This is a genomic window from Blastococcus sp. KM273128, from assembly GCF_021698975.1.
Taxonomy (GTDB): domain Bacteria; phylum Actinomycetota; class Actinomycetes; order Mycobacteriales; family Geodermatophilaceae; genus Blastococcus.
The window spans coordinates 48,640-66,994 of record NZ_SSXA01000013.1; the positions used below are offsets into that span (position 1 = coordinate 48,640).

The 18,355-nt window shown below is 73.4% G+C and carries 15 protein-coding genes; 9 read left to right on the forward strand and 6 right to left on the reverse strand.

The genetic code is table 11. From position 1 onward, the window contains the following. Positions 1 to 13: 13 nt before the first annotated feature. Positions 14 to 1,195 carry an acyl-CoA dehydrogenase family protein gene (locus tag E9529_RS06145; RefSeq protein ID WP_236830242.1) on the forward strand — a complete coding sequence of 394 codons (1,182 nt, stop codon included), beginning with the start codon at positions 14 to 16 and terminating at the stop codon, positions 1,193 to 1,195. A gap of 4 nt (positions 1,196 to 1,199) precedes the next feature. Here E9529_RS06145 and E9529_RS06150 read toward each other — a convergent pair whose 3' ends face one another. Next, entirely contained in the window at positions 1,200 to 2,096 is an 897-nt protein-coding gene (locus tag E9529_RS06150) for an ABC transporter substrate-binding protein (RefSeq protein ID WP_236830243.1), read from the reverse strand. Positions 2,097 to 2,221: 125 nt separating this feature from the next. Between E9529_RS06150 and E9529_RS06155 the strand changes: the two genes are divergently transcribed. The 5 genes from E9529_RS06155 to phaZ all read left to right on the forward strand — a co-directional run bounded on the left by E9529_RS06155 (position 2,222) and on the right by phaZ (position 8,293). Further along, positions 2,222 to 3,937, forward strand: a complete 1,716-nt coding sequence (locus tag E9529_RS06155) for a phosphatase PAP2 family protein (RefSeq protein ID WP_236830244.1) — start codon at positions 2,222 to 2,224, stop codon at positions 3,935 to 3,937. Beyond that, positions 3,934 to 4,521, forward strand: coding sequence for a hypothetical protein (locus E9529_RS06160; protein ID WP_236830245.1), 588 nt, complete (start codon positions 3,934 to 3,936; stop codon positions 4,519 to 4,521). Before E9529_RS06155 ends, E9529_RS06160 begins: the two co-directional genes overlap by 4 nt. Further along, complete coding sequence (locus tag E9529_RS06165) at positions 4,518 to 5,612, forward strand: YbhN family protein (protein WP_236830246.1); 1,095 nt, start codon at positions 4,518 to 4,520, stop codon at positions 5,610 to 5,612. Before E9529_RS06160 ends, E9529_RS06165 begins: the two co-directional genes overlap by 4 nt. A 112-nt stretch (positions 5,613 to 5,724) precedes the next feature. After that, positions 5,725 to 7,485 carry an alpha/beta hydrolase gene (locus E9529_RS06170; protein ID WP_236830247.1) on the forward strand — a complete coding sequence of 587 codons (1,761 nt, stop codon included), beginning with the start codon at positions 5,725 to 5,727 and terminating at the stop codon, positions 7,483 to 7,485. Continuing rightward, positions 7,469 to 8,293, forward strand: coding sequence for a poly(3-hydroxyalkanoate) depolymerase (gene phaZ, locus E9529_RS06175; protein ID WP_236830248.1), 825 nt, complete (start codon positions 7,469 to 7,471; stop codon positions 8,291 to 8,293). Before E9529_RS06170 ends, phaZ begins: the two co-directional genes overlap by 17 nt. Positions 8,294 to 8,383: 90 nt before the next feature. Here the strand turns inward: phaZ and betT are convergent, their stop codons facing one another. Continuing rightward, positions 8,384 to 10,369, reverse strand: a complete 1,986-nt coding sequence (gene betT, locus E9529_RS06180; protein ID WP_236830249.1) for a choline BCCT transporter BetT — start codon at positions 10,367 to 10,369, stop codon at positions 8,384 to 8,386. Between the two features lie 119 nt (positions 10,370 to 10,488). Further along, positions 10,489 to 13,155, reverse strand: coding sequence for a bifunctional diguanylate cyclase/phosphodiesterase (locus E9529_RS22590; RefSeq protein ID WP_236830250.1), 2,667 nt, complete (start codon positions 13,153 to 13,155; stop codon positions 10,489 to 10,491). Positions 13,156 to 13,317: 162 nt separating this feature from the next. Between E9529_RS22590 and E9529_RS06190 the strand changes: the two genes are divergently transcribed. Next, on the forward strand, positions 13,318 to 13,455 hold the full coding sequence (locus E9529_RS06190; RefSeq protein ID WP_236830251.1) for a hypothetical protein: 138 nt from the start codon (positions 13,318 to 13,320) through the stop codon (positions 13,453 to 13,455). Positions 13,456 to 13,474: 19 nt separating this feature from the next. Here E9529_RS06190 and E9529_RS06195 read toward each other — a convergent pair whose 3' ends face one another. The 3 genes from E9529_RS06195 to E9529_RS06205 all read right to left on the reverse strand — a co-directional run bounded on the left by E9529_RS06195 (position 13,475) and on the right by E9529_RS06205 (position 15,395). Beyond that, a complete protein-coding gene (locus tag E9529_RS06195) occupies positions 13,475 to 14,350 on the reverse strand; it encodes a hypothetical protein (RefSeq protein WP_236830252.1) in 876 nt (291 codons plus the stop codon). After that, on the reverse strand, positions 14,340 to 14,561 hold the full coding sequence (locus E9529_RS06200; RefSeq protein ID WP_236830253.1) for a hypothetical protein: 222 nt from the start codon (positions 14,559 to 14,561) through the stop codon (positions 14,340 to 14,342). The genes E9529_RS06195 and E9529_RS06200 overlap by 11 nt, the downstream gene beginning before the upstream one ends. A 267-nt stretch (positions 14,562 to 14,828) precedes the next feature. Then, positions 14,829 to 15,395 carry a dienelactone hydrolase family protein gene (locus tag E9529_RS06205; RefSeq protein ID WP_236830254.1) on the reverse strand — a complete coding sequence of 189 codons (567 nt, stop codon included), beginning with the start codon at positions 15,393 to 15,395 and terminating at the stop codon, positions 14,829 to 14,831. A 165-nt stretch (positions 15,396 to 15,560) separates the two neighbouring features. On the opposite strand from E9529_RS06205, the gene E9529_RS06210 reads away from it, so the two are divergent. Together E9529_RS06210 and E9529_RS22595 are read left to right on the forward strand one after the other, a co-directional pair. After that, positions 15,561 to 15,836, forward strand: a complete 276-nt coding sequence (locus E9529_RS06210) for a hypothetical protein (protein WP_236830255.1) — start codon at positions 15,561 to 15,563, stop codon at positions 15,834 to 15,836. A 491-nt stretch (positions 15,837 to 16,327) separates the two neighbouring features. Continuing rightward, entirely contained in the window at positions 16,328 to 18,112 is a 1,785-nt protein-coding gene (locus E9529_RS22595) for an ATP-binding protein (protein ID WP_236830256.1), read from the forward strand. The last annotated feature ends 243 nt before the right edge of the window (positions 18,113 to 18,355 follow it).

The following is an 18,355-nucleotide window of genomic DNA, read 5'->3' on the forward strand; positions in this document are numbered from 1 at the left end:
AGGCCGCACCGCGATGAGCGACCCGTCGACGATCACGTCGGACTTCTACGACCTCGAGGCGCTGCTCGACGAGGACGACCGGGCGCTGCTGCACCGGGTGCGGGCCTTCATGGACGAGCAGGTCACGCCGATCATCAACGAGTACTGGACCCGCGCGGAGTTCCCCCGCCAGCTCATCCCGGCCATGGCCGAGCTCGGCATCGCCGGCACCCCGATCCGGGGCCACGGCTGCCCCGGCCGCTCGTCGCTGGTCGACGGCATGATCGCGATGGAGCTCTCCAAGGGAGACCCGTCGATCTCCACCTTCATGGGTGTGCACGGCGGGCTGGCCATGGGCTCGATCGACCTCTGCGGCTCCGAGGAGCAGAAGGAGCGCTGGCTGCCGGCGATGGCCCGCATGGAGCTCATCGGCGCGTTCGGGCTGACCGAGCCCGACCACGGCTCCGACGTCGCCCGCGGTCTGCGCACCACCGCCCGCCGGGACGGCGACTCGTGGGTGCTCGACGGCGAGAAGAAGTGGATCGGCAACGCCAGCTTCGCCGACCTGGTCATCATCTGGGCCCGCGACGTGGAGACCGACCGCGTGCTCGGGTTCGTCGTCGAGCAGGGGACGCCCGGCTTCACCACCGTCGACCTGCAGGACAAGATCGCGCTGCGGGCCGTGCAGAACGCGCACATCACCCTGGAGGGCGTGCGGGTGCCGGAGGAGAACCGGCTGCAGGAGGCGCACAGCTTCCGGGAGACGGCGAACGTGCTGCGGGCGACGCGCGCCGGCGTGGCGTGGTCGGCCGTCGGGTGCTCGCGCGGGGCCTACGAGCACGCGCTGCGCTACGCCCTGGAGCGAGAGCAGTTCGGGCAGAAGATCACCGAGTTCCAGCTGGTCCAGGACCTGCTGGTGCGGATGCTCGGCAACATCACCGCCTCGGCCGCCATGTGCGCCCGGCTGTCGCAGCTGCAGATGGCCGGCACCATGACCGACGAGCACGCGTCGCTGGCCAAGGCGTTCTGCACGATGCGCATGCGCGAGACGGTCGGCTGGGCCCGCGAGCTCATGGGCGGGAACGGCATCCTGCTGGAGAACCACGTGGGCCGGTACGTCGCCGATGCCGAGGCGATCTACTCCTACGAGGGCACCCGCGAGGTCAACACGCTGATCGTCGGGCGGGGGGTCACCGGGGCGAGCGCCATCGTCTGAGGGGTCACTGGGCGTCCCACCAGTCCCGCGCCGCCTCCGCGGGCGTGCGCCCGTCGATCTCCACCGCCCGGTTGAGCTCCACCAGGTCGTCGGTGGTCAGCCGGGCGCTCGCGCCGTCGAGGGCCTCCCGCAGCGGCTCCCCCCACCGGTCCAGCACCTCCGCCCGCACCATCGGCACCACGTTCTCCCGCGGCTGCAACCCGCGGTCGTCGGCCAGCAGCACCAGCGGCGCGGTGGCCAGCCGCGCGTCCGTCGTCTCCAGCATCCCGACCTGCACCTGCCCGGACAGCAGCGCCTCGAGCGTCCCCGCCCGCGACGGCATGCTGGTCACGGTGCCGAACCGGAGCCCGTAGACCTGCTCGAGGCCGAGCAGGCAGAACGGCCGGTCCGGGCACTCCGGCGGCCCGCCGAAGGTGAGCTCGCCGGCCAGCGGCGCCAGGTCGGAGAGCCGGCTCACCCCGTGCTCCGCGGCGAACTCCTCGGTGACGACGAAGCCGTTCTGGTCCTCCGCCGCGGCGGGGGTCAGGACGTCGACCCCGCGCCCGCCCATCGTGCGGGAGAGGACGGCGTGCATCTGGCCGGGCTCCTCCGGCGGCCGGGGGAACTGCGGCCGGGCGAAGGAGAGCGCCGTCCCGAGGTAGTCGACGACGACGTCCACCACGCCCTGTTGCAGCGCGGGGGACACCACCTCCCGGGTGCCGATGCCGTGCAGCACCGAGACCGGCAGGCCGCGGCGCCGGACGGCCTCGGCGTAGACCTCGACGAGGATCTGGTTCTCGGAGAAGTCGTAGGAGGCGAAGCGGACCACCCCCGGGTCCCGCGGCAGGGGCTCGGCACGCGTGCAGCCGAGGACGGCGGCGAGCGCCACCAGCGCCGCTGCGAGGGCCCGGCCAGCGCGCACGGCAGCCACCTCCCGGCCGCACCGCCGCCCGCCTGCCGGGGGCGGGCACGCGGAGGCGCCACCGTAACGCCGGACCGCGGGGAAAGGGATGGTCCGCGTGCCCGGGCGGGTGGACCATCTCGGCCATGGCGTCGCTGCCGCAGGCGCTGCCGGAGCCACGGGCGACAGGGCGGGCCGAACGCCCCGCTCCGCCGCCGATCGCCCGCGTCCGCCGCCGTCGCCGCCCCTCGGGCGAGCCGCCCCCGCTGCCCCGCCAGCTCCGGACGTCCGGGAAGTGGTGGCTGGGGCTCAGCGCGCTGGTCCTGGTGGCCTGCCTCGCCGTGGTGGCCACCGGGACCATCCGGTACGTCGACGTCGCCGACACCCGCATCCTCCAGGCGATCGCGAGCACCCGGACGCCCGCGCTGACCGCGGTCGCCGAGGTCGCGGGTCTGCTGGCCGGCGCGAAGGCGCTGCACGCCATCTGGCTGGCCGACCTGGTGCTGCTGGCCGCCTTCCGCCGCTGGCGCCACCTGCTGGTGTGGCTGGGCGTGGGGCTGCTCGTCGTCAACGTCGGCGCCGCGATGACGATCACCCTCCAGCGGCCGCGACCGTTCGAGGTGGAGGTGCTGGGCGGCTGGTCCGGGTTCGCGATGCCGTCGCTCCCGGTGACCGTGCTGGCCGCGCTGCTGGTCAGCACCCTCTACTCGCTGGTCCCGCCCGGCCGGAAGCGGACGATCGGCAAGTGGGTGGTCTGCGGGCTGCTCGTGGTCACCGCCGCCTCCCGGCTCTACCTGGCCCAGGACCACCCCACCGGCGTCCTGGCCGGCGTCGTCCTCGGGGTGGCCACGCCGCTGGCCGCCTTCCGGCTGCTCACCCCCAACGCCGTGCACCCGGTGCGCTACACCCGCGCCCGGCCGGCCCACCTCGACGTCTCCGGCGAGCGGGGCGCGGCCATCGTGCGCGCGCTGCAGGACCAGCTGGGGCTGGTGGCCACCGACGTCTCGCCGTTCGGCCTGGCCGGCTCCGGCGGCTCCACGCCGCTGCGGATCACCGTCAAGGCCCACGACCCGCAGGGGGACGACGAGAGCCACGTGTTCGGCAAGCTCTACGCCGCCACCCACGTGCGCTCCGACCGCTGGTACAAGCTCGGCCGGACGCTGCTGTACGGCCGGCTGGAGGACGAGAAGCCGTTCCACAGCGTGCGGCGGCTCGTCCAGTACGAGGACTACGTGCTGCGGGTGCTGTCCGACGGCGGGCTGCCCGTCCCCCAGCCGCTGGGCATCGTCGAGATCACGCCGGAGCGGGAGTACCTGCTGGTCACGGAGTTCATCTCCGGCGCGCGCGAGGCCGGCGAGGCCGAGATCGACGACGCCGTCATCGACCAGGGGCTGGCGATCGTGCGCCGGCTGTGGGAGATCGGCATGGCCCACCGGGACATCAAGCCGGCCAACCTGCTGGTCCGCGACGGCACGCTGCACCTCATCGACTCCGCGTTCGCCGAGGTGCGCCCCAGCCCGTGGCGGCAGGCGGTGGACCTGGCCAACATGATGCTGGTCCTGGCGCTGCGCACCGACGCCGAGCGGGTGTACCGGCGGGCGCGGCTGCAGTTCACCGACGAGGAGATCGCCGAGGCCTTCGCCGCCACCCGCGGCCTGACCATGCCCTCGCAGCTGCGGCGCATGATCCGCAAGCAGGGGCGGGACCTGCAGGAGGAGTTCCTCGCCCTGCTGCCGTTCCGGCTGCCCCCGGTGCGCATCCAGCGCTGGAGCTGGCGGCGGGCCGGGCTGACCGTCGTCACCCTCGCCGCCGCCCTGACCGCCCTGTACGTGTCGGCCGGCCTGCTCGGGTCCCCGCTGTGACCGGGCGGGCGTGCCGGGCCGCACCGCTGCTGCTCGCGGCGGGCCTGCTCGCCGGCTGCGGGCAGCCGCTCGTGCTCGGCGAGGAGACGCTGGCGTGCGAGGAGGGTGACGCGGGTCTGCCCGCCAACGGCGTCGTCCTCATGGCGCAGTCGGTGCCCAGCGCCGCCTGGGTGCCCTGCCTGGAGGCCATGCCCCTGGGGTGGGACCTGGCCGGGCTCGAGGCGACCGAGAGCTCCGCGCGCTTCTGGCTGGACTCCGACCGCGACGGGCTGCGCGCCCTCGAGGTGGAGCTGACCGCGTCGTGCGACACGACCGGCGCCACGGAGATCCCCAGCGAGCGGGAGGGCATGCGCCGCTGGGAGCGGGTCGAGCAGGTCAGCCCGCAGTACGTCGGCACCCGGTCCTACGTCTTCGCCGGCGGGTGCCTGCGCGTGCTGTTCCGGCTGTCGGGCGAGAACCGCTCCGAGCCGCTCGCCGTGGCGACCCAGGGCATCGGCGCGGTGACCCGCGACCGGGTGCGGGCCGCCGTCCTCGACCAGACCGACGGCCAGCTGCAGCTCGACCCCCCGGCCGGTGGGAGGTGAGCACCGCCGCCGCCCCGGTGGGCGGCCGGGCCCGCCGTCCGCGGTGGACCCGCGCCCTCGGGCCGCTGCTGTCGGCGGGGCTCGTCGTCGCCGTCTTCACCTGGTTCCTGCCCCAGTTCACCGACCTCTCGCGCGTGTGGGCGGCGATCACCGGCATGTCGTGGGTCGAGGTCGTGGCGCTGCTCCTGGCGGCCGGGTGGAACGTGGTGACCTACCAGTTCGTCGTCGTCGCCACGACCCCCGGCCTAACCCTGCGGCAGGCGACGGTGGCCACCGAGGCCGCCACCGCCGTCTCCAACACCGTGGTCGGCGGGGCCGCCGTCGCCGTCGGCCTCACCTACGCGATGAACTCCTCGTGGGGCTTCTCCCGCTCCCGCACCTCCGTGGCGCTGCTGGTCGCCGGGCTGTGGAACAACTTCGCCAAGCTGGGCCTCCCGGTCCTGGCGCTGGCCCTCCTGGCGTTCTCGGCCCCGCCGTCGGCCGCGCGGGTGGCGGGCGGGCTGGTGGCGCTCGGCGCCCTCGCCGCGACCGTCGCGCTCCTGGGGGCGGTGCTGCGCAGCGCCACCGGGGCGGCGCGGATCGGCCGCGCGGCCGCCGGGGTGGCGTCGGCGCTCCGCCGCCCGTTCGGCCGCGGCCCGGTGGAGGGCTGGGACCGGGCGACGACGAAGTTCCGCGACCGCACCGTGCTGCTGCTGCGGGCGCGCTGGCACTGGATCACCCTCGCCACGCTGGTCAGCCACCTGTCGCTGTTCCTGCTGCTGGTGCTCGCGCTCCGCTTCGCCGGCGTGGGCGCCGACCGGGTCGGCGTGGCCGAGGCGCTGGTCGTGTTCGCCTTCGCGCGGCTGCTCACCGCCGTCCCGCTCACCCCCGGCGGGCTGGGCGTGGTGGAGGTGGCGCTCATCGCGGGCCTCGCCGCGGCCGGGGGGCCGCGGGCGCAGGTGGCCGCGGCGGTGCTGCTGTTCCGGGCGCTGAGCTACGTGCTCCCGATCCCGCTCGGGCTGGGCTGCTACCTGTTCTGGCGGCACAACCGCAGCTGGCGGCGGGCGCTGAACGCCGCGCCCCGGACCGCGCTGGTCCAGGAGGCGGCCTGACCGCCCGCGCCCTGCCGCGACCCCCGTCCTGTGGTTGAGTGTTCCAGGTCACAGCAGCGTCTCGGGGGATGGCGCCGTCCGCCCCGGGGCCGCGCGTCGAGAGGAGACCGCGATGGCCCAGCCCGCGACCGACCAGGACCGCGACGCCCGGAAGCCGCGCGCCGTCCCCGACGGCGCCACGGCCGACGTGGCCGAGGAGCCGGCCACCGAGGCCGCCACGGGCCTGGACATGGTGCTCGTGGACGCCGCCGCGGGGCCGCTGCGCCGGCTGATCCCGCCGGCCGGGACGGTGCTGCGGTTCGGGGCCGCGCTGGCCCGCCGGCCCGACGCCCTCGCCCGCCGGGGCGGAGAGCTGGCCCGCGAGCTCGGCAAGGTCGTGATCGGCCGCTCCGAGGTCGCGCCCGGCAAGAAGGACAAGCGGTTCGCCGACCCCGCCTGGAGCGGGAACCCGCTGCTCCGGCGGACCATGCAGGCCCACCTGGCGACGGCGCGGGTGGCCTGGGAGCTCATCGAGGACGCCGGCCTGGACTGGCAGGACGACGAACGGCTCCGCTTCACCGCGACCAACCTGGTCGACGCGCTCGCCCCCAGCAACGTGCCGCTGCTCAACCCGCTGGCGCTCAAGGCGGTCATCGACACCGGCGGCAAGAACGCCGTCGAGGGCGTGCGGCGCCTCGTCCACGACCTGGCCAGCCCGCCGCGGGTGCCCTCGATGGTGGAGCCGGACGCGTTCACCGTGGGCGAGGACCTCGCCGTCACGCCGGGCGCGGTGGTCTTCCGCACCGACGTCTTCGAGCTCATCCAGTACCGGCCGACGACGGAGACCGTGCGGTCGGTGCCGCTGGTGGTCGTGCCGCCGACGATCAACAAGTACTACATCACCGACCTCGCCCCTGGCCGCAGCATCGTCGAGCACTACCTCTCCGGCGGCCAGCAGGTGTTCATGATCGTGTGGCGCAACCCCGACGAGCGGCACGCCGACTGGGGCCTGGACACCTACGGTCAGGCGGTCCTGGACGCGCTGGACGCCGTCGAGCGGATCACGGGCCAGGAGCAGGCGAGCGTGCAGGCCTTCTGCTCCGGCGGGATCATCACCGCGATGGTGCTGGCGCACCTGGCCGCCACCGGCCGCCAGGAGCGCATCCGCTCGGCCAGCTTCGCCGTCACCGTCCTCGACTGGGAACGGGCCGGCACCATGTCCGCGCTCATGGACCCCGAGGCCGTGCGGGCCGCCATCGAGCGCTCGCGCAAGAAGGGCTACCTCGACGGCGCGCAGCTGGCCGAGGTGTTCGCCTGGCTGCGGCCCAACGACCTGATCTGGAACTACTGGGTCAACAACTACCTGCAGGGCAAGCCCCCGCCGAACTTCGACATCCTGTTCTGGAACGCCGACACCACCCGGATGAGCGCCGCGCTGCACCGCGACTTCATCGAGGTGGCGCTGGGCAACGCGCTGACCGAGCCGGGCCGGGCCACGATGCTCGGCACGCCGGTGGACCTCTCGGCGGTCACCGTCGACTCCTACGTCACCGCGGGCGTCGCGGACCACCTCTGCCCGTGGCAGGCCTGCTACCGCACCACCCAGCTGCTCGGCGGGGAGAGCCGGTTCGTGCTCTCGACCAGCGGCCACATCGCCTCGCTGGTCAACCCGCCGGGCAACCCGAGGTCGACGTTCCAGGTGGCTGCCTCCACCCCGCCGGACCCGCAGGAGTGGCTGGGCAGCGCGGAGACGGTGAAGGGCTCCTGGTGGCCCGACTACGTGGCCTGGCTGGGCGAGCGCTCGGGCGAGGAGATCCCCGCCCCCGAGCACCTGGGGGGCGACGGCCTCGAGCCGCTGGCCGATGCGCCGGGCACGTATGTCTTCGACAAGTAGCCGGGAGGTCGTCCGCAGCCTGACCATCGGCGGGCGGACGCTGCGCACCGCCGTGCGGCCGGGCACCGACGAGACGGTGCCGCCGCTGCTGCTGATGAACGGCATCGGCGCCAGCCTGGAGGTGCTGCAGCCCTTCGTCGACGCGCTGGACCCCCGGCGCACCGTCATCCGCTTCGACGTCCCCGGCGTCGGCGGCTCGCCCGCGCCGGTCGTCCCCTACGTGCTGTCGACGCTGACCCCCGTGGTCGCGGGGCTGCTGGACAGGCTGGGCCACCACCGGCCGGTCGACGTCCTCGGCCTGTCCTGGGGCGGCGGGCTGGCCCAGCACTTCGCGGTGCAGCACAGGCGCCGGTGCCGGCGGCTGGTGCTGGCCGCGACGGCGACCGGCACCCTGATGGTGCCGGCCAGCCCCCGGGTGCTGGCGCACATGCTCACCCCGCGGCGGCACCGCGACCCCGAGTACGCCCGCCGCATCGCCGGGCAGATCTACGGCGGCTCGGTCCGCACCGACCCCGGGCGGGCCGCGGCGGCGCTGCACAGCCACACCAGGGTCGGCCCGCAGCGCGGCTACTACTACCAGCTGGCCGCCACGACCGGCTGGAGCAGCCTGCCGTTCCTGCGGCTCATCCGGCAGCCGACCCTCGTCGTCGCCGGGGACGACGACCCGATCATCCCGGTGGTCAACGCCCGGGTCATGGCGCGGCTGATCCCCCGGGCGCAGCTGCACGTGTACCGCGGTGGGCACATCGCGCTGGTCACCGAGGCCGACGAGCTCGCCCCCGTGGTCGAGTCCTTCCTCGACCGCTGAGCCGCCCGCCCCGGCCGCCGGCGCGGCAGGCTGCGCAGAAGGGCGGGTCAGGCCGCTGCACCGACCGTCGTGGCGACGGGTGCTGCCGGCTCAGCTGCGGGTGACCCCGCCGTCGACGTGCTGCTCGAAGCGGTCCATGACGTCGTCGATCAGCTGGGCGTGGGTGAAGTTCATGACGTCGTAGCTCGCCGCGCCGTCGACGTGGACGGCCAGCTGCGAGGACGCCGGGTCCGACGCCGGCCGGGCGCCACCGCCCCAGTGGGGAGCCCGGCCAGGCCGGACGCGGTACCGGAACGGCGAGCCGTCGTCGGCCCGCGCCGTCAGCTCGACGCAGTCCGTCCCGGAGTCGTCGACCACCCACCGGGTGTCGGAGGTGACATCTCGGGCGCGCAGCTCGGCCGCCGCCTCCGCCAGCGCCGGGCGCACCGTCTCGTGCAGGTACTGGTCGACCCGCTCGCGTCCCGTGGGGCCCGGGGTGCGGCGGCGGCGCAGCCGGGCGCGGCGCCGTGCGGCCGGCCGGCCCGACGGCGCGACGCGGTGGCGGTACACGGCGCGGTCGGCCTCGCTGCGCAGCGCGCGGTAGAGGCCCACCATCACCAGCAGCATGACGAAGCCGAACGGCAGCCCCATGATGATCGTCGCGTTCTGCAGCGCCGGCACGCCGCCGACCAGCAGCATCGCGGCGGTGAGGACACCGGTGGCGACCGCCCAGACGATGCGCACGCCCGGCGCCGCGTCGTCCTGGGGGCGGCGGAGGCGCGAGGAGAGGTTGGCCATCACCAGCGCGCCGGAGTCGGCCGACGTCACGTAGAAGAGCAGCCCGACGAACGTCGCGATCGAGGCGATGAACGGGAAGGCCGGGTAGTCGGCCAGCAGCGTGTAGAAGCCGCGCTCCGGGAGGTTCATCGCGGTCTCCCCGAACGCCGCGTCGCCCTGCCGGATCCGGTCGATCGCGCTGTTCCCGAAGATCGACACCCACATGAGGATGTAGCTGAACGGGAGCAGCAGCGTGCCTGCCACGAACTGCCGGATCGTCCGCCCGCGCGAGATCCGGGCCAGGAAGAGCCCGACGAAGGACGCCCACGCGATCCACCAGGCCCAGAAGAACAACGTCCAGGCGCTGAGCCACTCGTCGGGCCGGTCGTAGGCGAAGGTCTCCGTGGTCAGGCCGGGGAAGCTGCTGACGAAGTCGCCGACGTTCTGGACCAGCCCGTTGAGCAGGAACGCGGTGTTGCCGGTGACCAGCACGAACCCGGCCAGGCCGAGGGCGAGGACGACGTTGAGCTGGGAGAGCCGCTTGATCCCGCGGTCGACGCCGCTGACCGCCGAGATCGTCGCAACCCCCACGGCCAGGGCGATGAGCCCCAGCTGGGCGGCTCGCCCCTCCGGGATGCCGAACAGCACCGACAGTCCGTAGTTCAGCTGGACGACGCCGATGCCCAGCGAGGTCGCGACCCCGAAGATCGTGCCGAGCACCGCCGCCACGTCGACGGCGTCGCCCAGCGTCCCGTGCACCCGCTTGCCGAAGATCGGGTAGAGCACTGAGCGGATCGCCAGCGGCATGTTCATGCGGTAGGCGAAGTAGGCCAGCGCCATGCCCATCAGGGCGTACATGCCCCAGCCGTTGATCCCGTAGTGGAACAGCGTCCACACGGTCGCCTCGGCGGCGGCCTCCGGCGTCCCGCCCTCCCCCACCGGCGGAGCGAGGAACTGGGTGACCGGCTCGGCGACGGCGAAGAACATCAGGTCGGTGCCGATGCCGGCCGCGAAGAGCATCGCCGCCCAGGCGAAGGTGCTGTACTGCGGCGTGGAGTGCTCGGGCCCGAGCTTGACCCTCCCGTAGCGGGAGAAGGCGATGACCAGCACGAACACGAGGACCACGGTCGCGAAGGCGATGTAGAACCAGCCGAACCACTCGGAGGTCCAGCCGACCAGCGAGCCGATCGTCTCGGCGGCCGAGGACGGGCTCGCCGTCGCCCAGAGCGCGATGGCCAGGACGCCGGCGACCGACCCGTAGAAGACGCGGCGCTTGAGCCCGCTCCCCGCTTCCGCGGTCCGGACGTCGAGGTCGCTCACGCCGGCTCACCCGGCCCGGTGGGAGCGGGGCAGGAGGCCGGGGGGAGGGGTGTGCCGGTCACCGGCGGATGGTGGCACACCTGGCCGGTCCCGGCAGCCGCTGCGCCGGGAGCGCCCGGTCAGCGGGCGGGGGTGACGGCCCCCTCCCGGCACAGCAGCGCCCCCGCCTCGACCGCGGGCAGCGGCCGGGAGAGCAGGTAGCCCTGGGCCCGGTCGCACGCCTCGGCACGGAGCCGGGCCAGCTGCGCCGGCTCCTCGACCCCCTCCGCGACGACGGTCAGCCCGAACGTGTGCGCCGCGCGGATCATCAGGGCCACCAGCTCCAGGTGCGCGGGCTCGGCCGACGCCACGAAGCTGCGGTCGATCTTCAGCGTGTCGACGGGCATGCTGCGCAGCTGCCCGATCGAGGTGTAGCCGGTGCCGAAGTCGTCGATGGCGATGCCGACACCCATCCCCCGCAGCTCGCCGAGGTGGTCGTAGGCGGCCGGGTCGTCCACCAGGACGGTCTCGGTGACCTCCAGCACCAGCAGCCGGGCCGGCAGGCCCGAGGCCTCGAGCGCCTCGGCCACGTCGGCGACGATCCGCCGGTCGGCGAGGTGGCGGCCAGAGATGTTGACCGCGACGGTCGGCTCGGGCCGGCCCGGGATGACCGGGGTGGCGGCCCGCCACTCGGCCAGCTGCCGGGTGGCCTCGCGGAGCACGAGGCGGTCGATGTCCCGGATGAGGCCGGAGCGCTCGGCGACCGGCACGAACCGGTCGGGCGGGACGGGGCCCACCCCGGGCCGGTCCCAGCGCACCAGCGCCTCGTACCCGGTGAGCCGGTCGGAGGCCACGTCCACGACCGGCTGGTAGACCAGGTGCATCTCGCCGCCGGCCAGGCCGCGGGCGATCGCGGCCTCGAGCTCGGCCTGCTCGGCGAGCTGCAGCCGCAGCGCCTCGTCGAAGATCTCCGCCCGGCCCCGGCCGTGGGCCTTGGCCCGGCAGGCCGCGGTGTCGGCCTCGGCGAAGAGGACGTCGGCGTCGGTGCCGCCGTCGCGGCTGACCGCCACGCCGATGCTCGCCCCGATGGTGGCCGTCGTCGTCCCCACGGGCACCGGCCGGCTGATCGACGCGATCAGCCGCTCGGCCAGGTCGAGCAGGGCGTGCTCGGCGTGCACGGGCTCCACGAGGACGACGAACTCGTCGCCCCCGAGGCGGCAGACGACGTCGCCGGGGCGGACGGCGGCGCGCAGCCGGGCCGCCACCGCGCGCAGCACCTCGTCGCCGGCGGCGTGGCCGTGCGCGTCGTTGACCGCCTTGAAGCCGTCGAGGTCGATGTAGAGCAGCCCGGTCATCTCGCCGGAGCGCCGGCCGCGGTGCAGGGCGGAGGTCACCAGCGTCACCGCCTGCGCGCGGTTGGGCAGCTCGGTCAGCGGGTCGTGGGTGGCCTGGTGCGCGAGGGCGAACTGCAGTTCCTCGCGCTGGCGGACCGAGCTGACGATCGCCCGCACGGAGGCGTGCACGACCTCGCCGAGCGGGCCGGGCAGGGGCTCGTCGAGGAGCGCGTCGTCGAGGTCGCCGCGCGCCACGGCCTGCGCCTGGTCCTGGATGCGGCGCAACCCGGCCACGGCCGAGCCCAAGGCGGCCGAGACCGTCCGGACCTCCCGCGGGCCGTCGGCCTCCACCTCGACCAGCGCCCCCTGGCTGACCTCGGTCGCCTGGGCGGCGAGCAGCCGGAGGGCGCGGGTGACGCTGCGGCCGAGCAGGACGGCGCCCAGCACCGAGCCGGCCAGGAGCCCGGCGCCCATCACGAGGACGGCCTGCAGCCGGTCCTCGGCGCGTTCGCGGTCGGCCTGGACGAGCAGCTGCGCCTGCTCGACCGCCGTCCCGACCAACCCCGCCAGCACGGTGCCGCGCTCCTGGCTCTGGAACAGCGCGGTCACCAGGTCGGGCAGCGCGAGGCTGCGGATCTCGCCGGCGAGGCCGCGGGTGAGCAGCCCGTCCAGGTCGGCGACGACGTCGGAGGTGCGCACCTCCTGCCACGCCTCGCGCAGGGGCTCCCCCGAGAGGGTGCCCATCCTCCGCTGCGCGTCCCGGTAGTCCATCCAGGAGGTCTCCCAAGCGGTGCGGGAGCCGATCAGCTGCTCCTGGCCGTCGACCAGGAGGGAGCCGAGGAACAGCGGCATCTGCCGGCCGGCCGTCTGCGCCAGCTGGGCCACGGTCTGGACGTCGCGGACGGCCCGCAGCGTGGCACCGGGGACGCCCTCCGCGGTCGCCGCCGCCGCGGCGGCCGACTGCGCGGCCATCAGGTCGTTGGAGACGGCGAGGAAGCGGAGGTGCACCTCCTCGATGTCCAGCCGCCCCGCCTCGTAGGCGCGGCGCAGCTGCCCCAGGTCCTCCGCGGCGCGCGCCGCCGCCTCCCCGCCCACCGCGTCGCCGGCCAGGCGCTCCAGGGCCGCATCGGTGAGGGCGCGCGCCCGCGTCGCCTCGTCGAGGGCGGCCTGCTCCTGGGCGCGCAGGAAGAACGGCGGCAGCCCGAGAGCCGCCGCGGCGGCCGGGTCGTCGATGATCGCCAGGGAGAGGGCGGGGATCATCTCCTGCTCCACGCCGCTGCGGGCAGCATCGAGGAGGGCGAGCGCACGGACGGCGACCTCGGCGCGCTCGGCGCCGGCGACCTCGGCCGCCCGGGCCTGAGCCGCCGCCACGGTGAGGACGACGACGCCGATCAGCGGCAGGAGCACGAGCGCGGCCAGGTACCGCCACAGCGGCACGCCGCGCCGGCGGCCCTCGTCCTTGGATGTGCGCACGCTGCTCCTATCGGCTGCGCCGTGGATGGCTTGAGATGGCTCCCACCCGTGCAGGTGAGGGCGGTGCGGGGTCGGGAATGCCAGGTTCCGCACAGGTCGGGCAGGGGGAACTGTCAGACCCACCGGGGAGGCTCGCGGTACACCGCAGCCCCGAGGAGATACGTGATCGACCTGCCCGCCCGCTCCGCCCACCCCGATGCCGTGCGCCTGCCGTCGTCCGGCCGGCGCCTCCCGGCCCGGCTGCGCCGGCGGCCCGTGCTGGTCGTGCCGCCCGCGCCCGAGGGCGCCCGGGGCGCCTGACCGCGCCCGGCGCCCGCCGTCAGCAGGCGGGAGCGGTCACCAGGTGGCAGCCGGGCGAGCCGAACTCGACGACGCCGAAGCCCATCTGCCCCAGCACGGTGGCGACGGCAGCGGTCATCGTCCGCTGCACGGCCGCCTCCAGTGCGGCGCCGCGCGCCTGGTGCACGCTCATCCGGTCGTGCTGGCGCCACGTGACGAGGACGCCCGCGCCGTCCGGGTGCGGGGTGAGGCAGACGCCACCCGCGGCGTGCCCGGCCGGCTCCCGGCCCTCGCAGTCGTGCAGCGGCAACCCGGCCTCGAGCAGCGCCGAGGTGACGTCCACGGCCAGCGTGGTCAGCACGTCCTCGTCGTCCACCATGAACGGGTCCCAGTCCTCCGGGAGCCGGTCGAGCTGGTCACCGAGGTCGGCCAGCCACTCGCGCTCGGCCGGTGCCTGCCGGCGCACCACGCCGCCGTCGGGGCGACGGCCGCCGTGCACCACCCGCGTGGTGTCGGTCAGGTCGGCCGAGAGCCGCGCCCAGCCGGCGTCGATCGCGTCGGCGAAGGGGCCGGCCACCACCTCGCCGTCGTGCGTCGCGACGAGCCACCAGCCGGTGGTCGCGGGCCCGGCGGGGACGCCGCGCCCGGCCGGGTGGGTGGCGAGCCCGACGGCCGCCCGGTCCGCCGCGGGCCGCTCCGCCTCGGCCCGCCCGGCCTCGGCGACCACGACGTCGCCGGGAGCGCGGGTCGCCCCGGCGGGCTGCGCGGCCCCGACCGCCGCCCGCTGCTGCGCCTGCACGGCGTTGCGCTCGAACTCGTAGCGGGCGGTGGAGCTGGCGCCCAGCACGACGACGACGGCGATCAGCGCGCCGCAGCCCAGCAACGGCGCGAGGACCGTCAGCAGCTCACCAGGCACGCCAGGCCCCCTGCGGCCCCTCGCCCCAGGCCGACGCGCGGTGGGTCCACTCCTGCACCCTGGCGGCGAGGCCGGGATGGGGCGGGCGGGGCGCCGGCGGCGCGGCGGCCGGCTCGTCCACCATCAGCTCGCTCAGCAGGGCCAGGCCTTCGTCGGCGCCCTCCGGGGCGTGGGCGGACGGCTTGCGGACCGGTGATGCGGTGGCGTGCACAGGAGGCTCCTCGCGGGTGGTTCTCCGCGGCTGGGAAGCACCGCGGACGTCCCGAAGGCTAGGGACGCCGAGGCCCCGGAACGGCCCGTCCGGCAGGCCGTTGACCTGGCCCGTTTCCCATTCGTTGCACGAGGGCTCCGGGGCGTGCGGTCACCCCTCCCCCGGGTCGCCGACCTGTCGACAAACCGCCGGTCCCCGAGCGTGGCGCGGGCGCGGACGGGGGTCGGTCACCCCGGTGGCGGTTCCGGCGCGCCGGCGTGTCGCGGGTCAGCCCACGGCGGCGAGGAAGGCCCGCACCCGGTCCAGCACCTGGGCCGCGGCCGCAGCGTCGTGGTCGGCGAGGCCCCGGTCGGTGAACAGGTGCCGCTCCCCCGGGTAGAGGAACAGCTCGGCGCCGTCCACGGCCGCGGCGAGCTCGCGCGCGACGTCGACGTCCCCCTGGTCATCGGCGTCCATGACGTGGAACTGCACCGGCACCCCGGCGGGCCACTCGTCGGCGAACTCCCCGAGCGGGACGGCGGCGTGCAGCAGCACCGCGCCGGCGGCGCCCGGGCGGGTCTGCGCCAGCAGCTGCGCCGGCATCACGCCGAGGGAGAAGCCCGCGTAGACCAGCCGCTCGGGCAGCTGCTCCACGGCGGCGCGGCCGCGGGCGAGCACGGTGCCGAAGCCGATCTGCTGGGCGTGCGCGACGCCGTCGTCGAGGGTGGCGAAGGTGCGCCCCTCGTACAGGTCAGGCGTGTGGACGACGTGCCCGTCGGCGCGCAGGTCGTCGGCGAACGCCCGGACGCCCGGGGTGAGCCCCTGCGCGTGGTGGAACAGCACCAGCTCGGCCATGCGCGGACGTTAGCCGCGGCGGGCCGGCGAGGCCTAGGTGAGAGCCGTCGGTGCAGTCCGTGGACACGCGAAACGCTGTGAGCCGAACCCGGTGACGGTTCCGATCGTTCACGCGTCCGGTCGGCTCGGCCCACCCGCGCACCCGGGGAGCGCCATGATCACGTCGTGAGCGATCAGCCGGGCAATCCGTACGAGGCCGCCCGCGAGCGGCTGCGGCGCCAGGACCGCGAGGAGCTCGTCGCCTACGGGCAGCGCCCGTTCGGTCCGTTCCTCGCGAGGGTGGCGGTGGCCGCGCTGATCGCCGGCCTTGTGATGCACCTGCTCTTCGGGTGGATCTCGGGGGTGATCATGTTCCTCGGTTGGCTGCTGCCCGCCCTCAGCGTCCGCATGTGGTCGCGCACCCGGGCGGGAACCGATGACCACGGCTCCCGCAGGGAGTGAGCAGGTTCCGCAGCACGGGGGACATTGCCTGGTGCACGCCGTCGTGCGTGGGCCCCGTGGGGCTCGAACCCACAACCCGCGGATTAAAAGTCCCAGCCCAGACGTGACCGACGGTGCCGCGTGATGCCATCTGCACTGGTCAACGGCGAACTGACTGTCGGCGTCTGTCGCCGTATCGCCCGCGGTAGCGCGCAGTACGCGACCACACCGCGACCACACTCAGAGTCCCTGGGACGGTGCAAACCCATCCGCTGAGCGCGCGACCACAGCCGAGCGAACCCTCGTGAAGGCGCCTGGAGTCGCGCGATCGGCGGCTGACGCAGGGCGCCGTCGCCGCGGGCTCCCGCTCTCCGGGCTCCGAGTGAGCTGCAGCACCGCCGCCGGCGCGCTCAGTGAGCCAGATCACTCGTTACTCCTAATTAGGAAATCGATACTCCTAACCGAGGAGGTTAGTCTCCTAAGTGCAACGCCGCCGAGGAGGAGATGCCACTGTGGAGCAAGTCGAGACGGCCGCCCTCATCCAGTACCTCCGTGCCTTCGGCAGCGAAGACGCGTCGATCGAGGCTAAGACGGCGACCAACGCGCTGCCCAGCTCCGTCCTCGAGACACTGTCGGCGTTCGCCAACAGCCCCGGCGGCGGGACTCTGATCCTGGGCGTCGACCAGGGCGCCCACTTTGCGGTGACGGGCGTAAACGATGTCGCCAAGCTCCAACACGACCTCGCCTCTCAGGCTCGCGACACCATGTCTCCTCCTCTGCAGCCCAGCATCTACATGCACTCCGTGGAGGGGGCCAACGTGATCGTCGCGGATGTGCCCGAACTACCTAGGAGCCAGAAGCCCTGCTACATCACCTCAAAGGGGATCCAGAAGGGAAGCTACATCAGGGTCGCCGACGGCGATCGACGCTTGACGACCGAAGAGGTCAACCAGCTGATCGCCGAGCGAGGCCAACCTCGCTTCGATCATGAGCTCGTAGAAGATGCCGAAGTTGAGGACCTCGATCCTGTTGCGATACAGAACCTGATCGCGCGCTTGCGGGACCGAAGCCCCCGCATTTTCGGAACCGAGCAAGACCTGACCATCTTGAAGATGCTGAACGTCGTCAAGAAGGATAAGGTCGGCGACTTGCGACCCACGCTCGGCGGCCTTCTTTCCCTTGGCCGCTATCCGCAGCAGTTCTTTCCGCAGCTGTGCCTTACATTCGTTCACTACCCAACACAGTCTGGAGAGCCCACTGGAGGCACCCGGTTCCTGGACAACGTGAGGATCGACGGCTCGATCCCAGCGATTGCGACCGAGGCCCTAGCGGTAATCCAGCGCAACATGTCTCGGCGGGCCATGGTGGACGCATCTGGTCGACAGGACGTATGGGAGTACCCGCCCGAGGCGCTCCGCGAGGCTGTCGTCAACGCCTTGGTCCACCGCGACCTCAGCCCTGGCACCCGAGGGACACAGGTTCAGGTCGAGATGTTCCCTAATCAGCTCCGAATCCTGAACCCAGGCGGCTTGTTCGGCGCCGTCGACATCGGTCGCCTAGGCGACGAGGGAGTCTCGTCTTCGCGAAACGCCCTTCTTCTCAAGCTCCTTGAGGACATCTACGTCCCTGGCAGTACCCGAACGGTCTGCGAGAACCGGGGGTCCGGCATTAGGACAATGCGTGTAGAGTTCGCTCGCGCCGGCATGAGACCTCCCGAATTCGCGGATCAGATCACCTCGTTCCGGGTGACAATGCCGAACCACACGCTGTTCGATGAGGGCACAGTCCAGTGGCTGGGGCTAATAGGTCCGGAAGGCCTTAAGGACACCCAGCGCACCGCCTTGGCCGTGCTTCGAGCTGGCCAGGTCATGGACAACGCGCGCTATAGAGCCGTCACTGGCCTCTCCGATAGTCGAGCCGCCACGGCCGAGTTGCAGGACCTCGTCGCTCGCGAACTCGTCGAGCAGACCGGAACGCGGGGTGGGGCTCGATACTCACTCAGTGAATACGCCCGGAACATCGACGCAGCAGAGGGTAAGCGGGTCAGGCCGAACCGACAGAAGCAAATTTTGGATCTCTTGGCCCTGCGAGAAGAGCTATCGAAGACCGAGGTCAGCACCCTCTTGCACATCAACCCCAAGACCGCCGAGCACTGGCTTGGGCGCCTGAAGAAGGAAGGCCATATCGTCGCCGTTGGCACTGGCCCCAAGAACACCCGGTATCAGCTGGCACCTCCGAGCCCGGTCGAGCCCGTAGTCGGCCAGGAAGCCTTGTTCGACGATCCGAGCAGGCCCTGAAGACCCCATCACAGGCGTCACCTCGCCTACGAACAGGACCTTGGAGCCTGCGACCACAACGCGACCACAGAGGTCATAAGAGCAGGTCAGGCTGCCCACCTGCGGATACCTAATCCGCAGGCTCATTGCGTCCTACGCCGCTGACTGAACCCCGATCCACCATCGAATAGGCGTGTGGCTGCGCGTCGGAAAGCACGAATGCCCCTCTGACCAGGGACGATGTGGCTTGTCGAAGGTCTCATC

Excerpts from the sequence above, each read along its gene's own strand:
- E9529_RS06145 (WP_236830242.1), top strand. The coding sequence starts at position 14 with ATGAGCGACCCGTCGACGATCACGTCGGACTTCTACGACCTCGAGGCG.
- E9529_RS06170 (WP_236830247.1), top strand. The coding sequence starts at position 5,725 with ATGGCCCAGCCCGCGACCGACCAGGACCGCGACGCCCGGAAGCCGCGC.
- E9529_RS06205 (WP_236830254.1), bottom strand. The coding sequence starts at position 15,395 with ATGGCCGAGCTGGTGCTGTTCCACCACGCGCAGGGGCTCACCCCGGGC.
- phaZ (WP_236830248.1), top strand. The coding sequence starts at position 7,469 with ATGTCTTCGACAAGTAGCCGGGAGGTCGTCCGCAGCCTGACCATCGGC.
- E9529_RS06155 (WP_236830244.1), top strand. The coding sequence starts at position 2,222 with ATGGCGTCGCTGCCGCAGGCGCTGCCGGAGCCACGGGCGACAGGGCGG.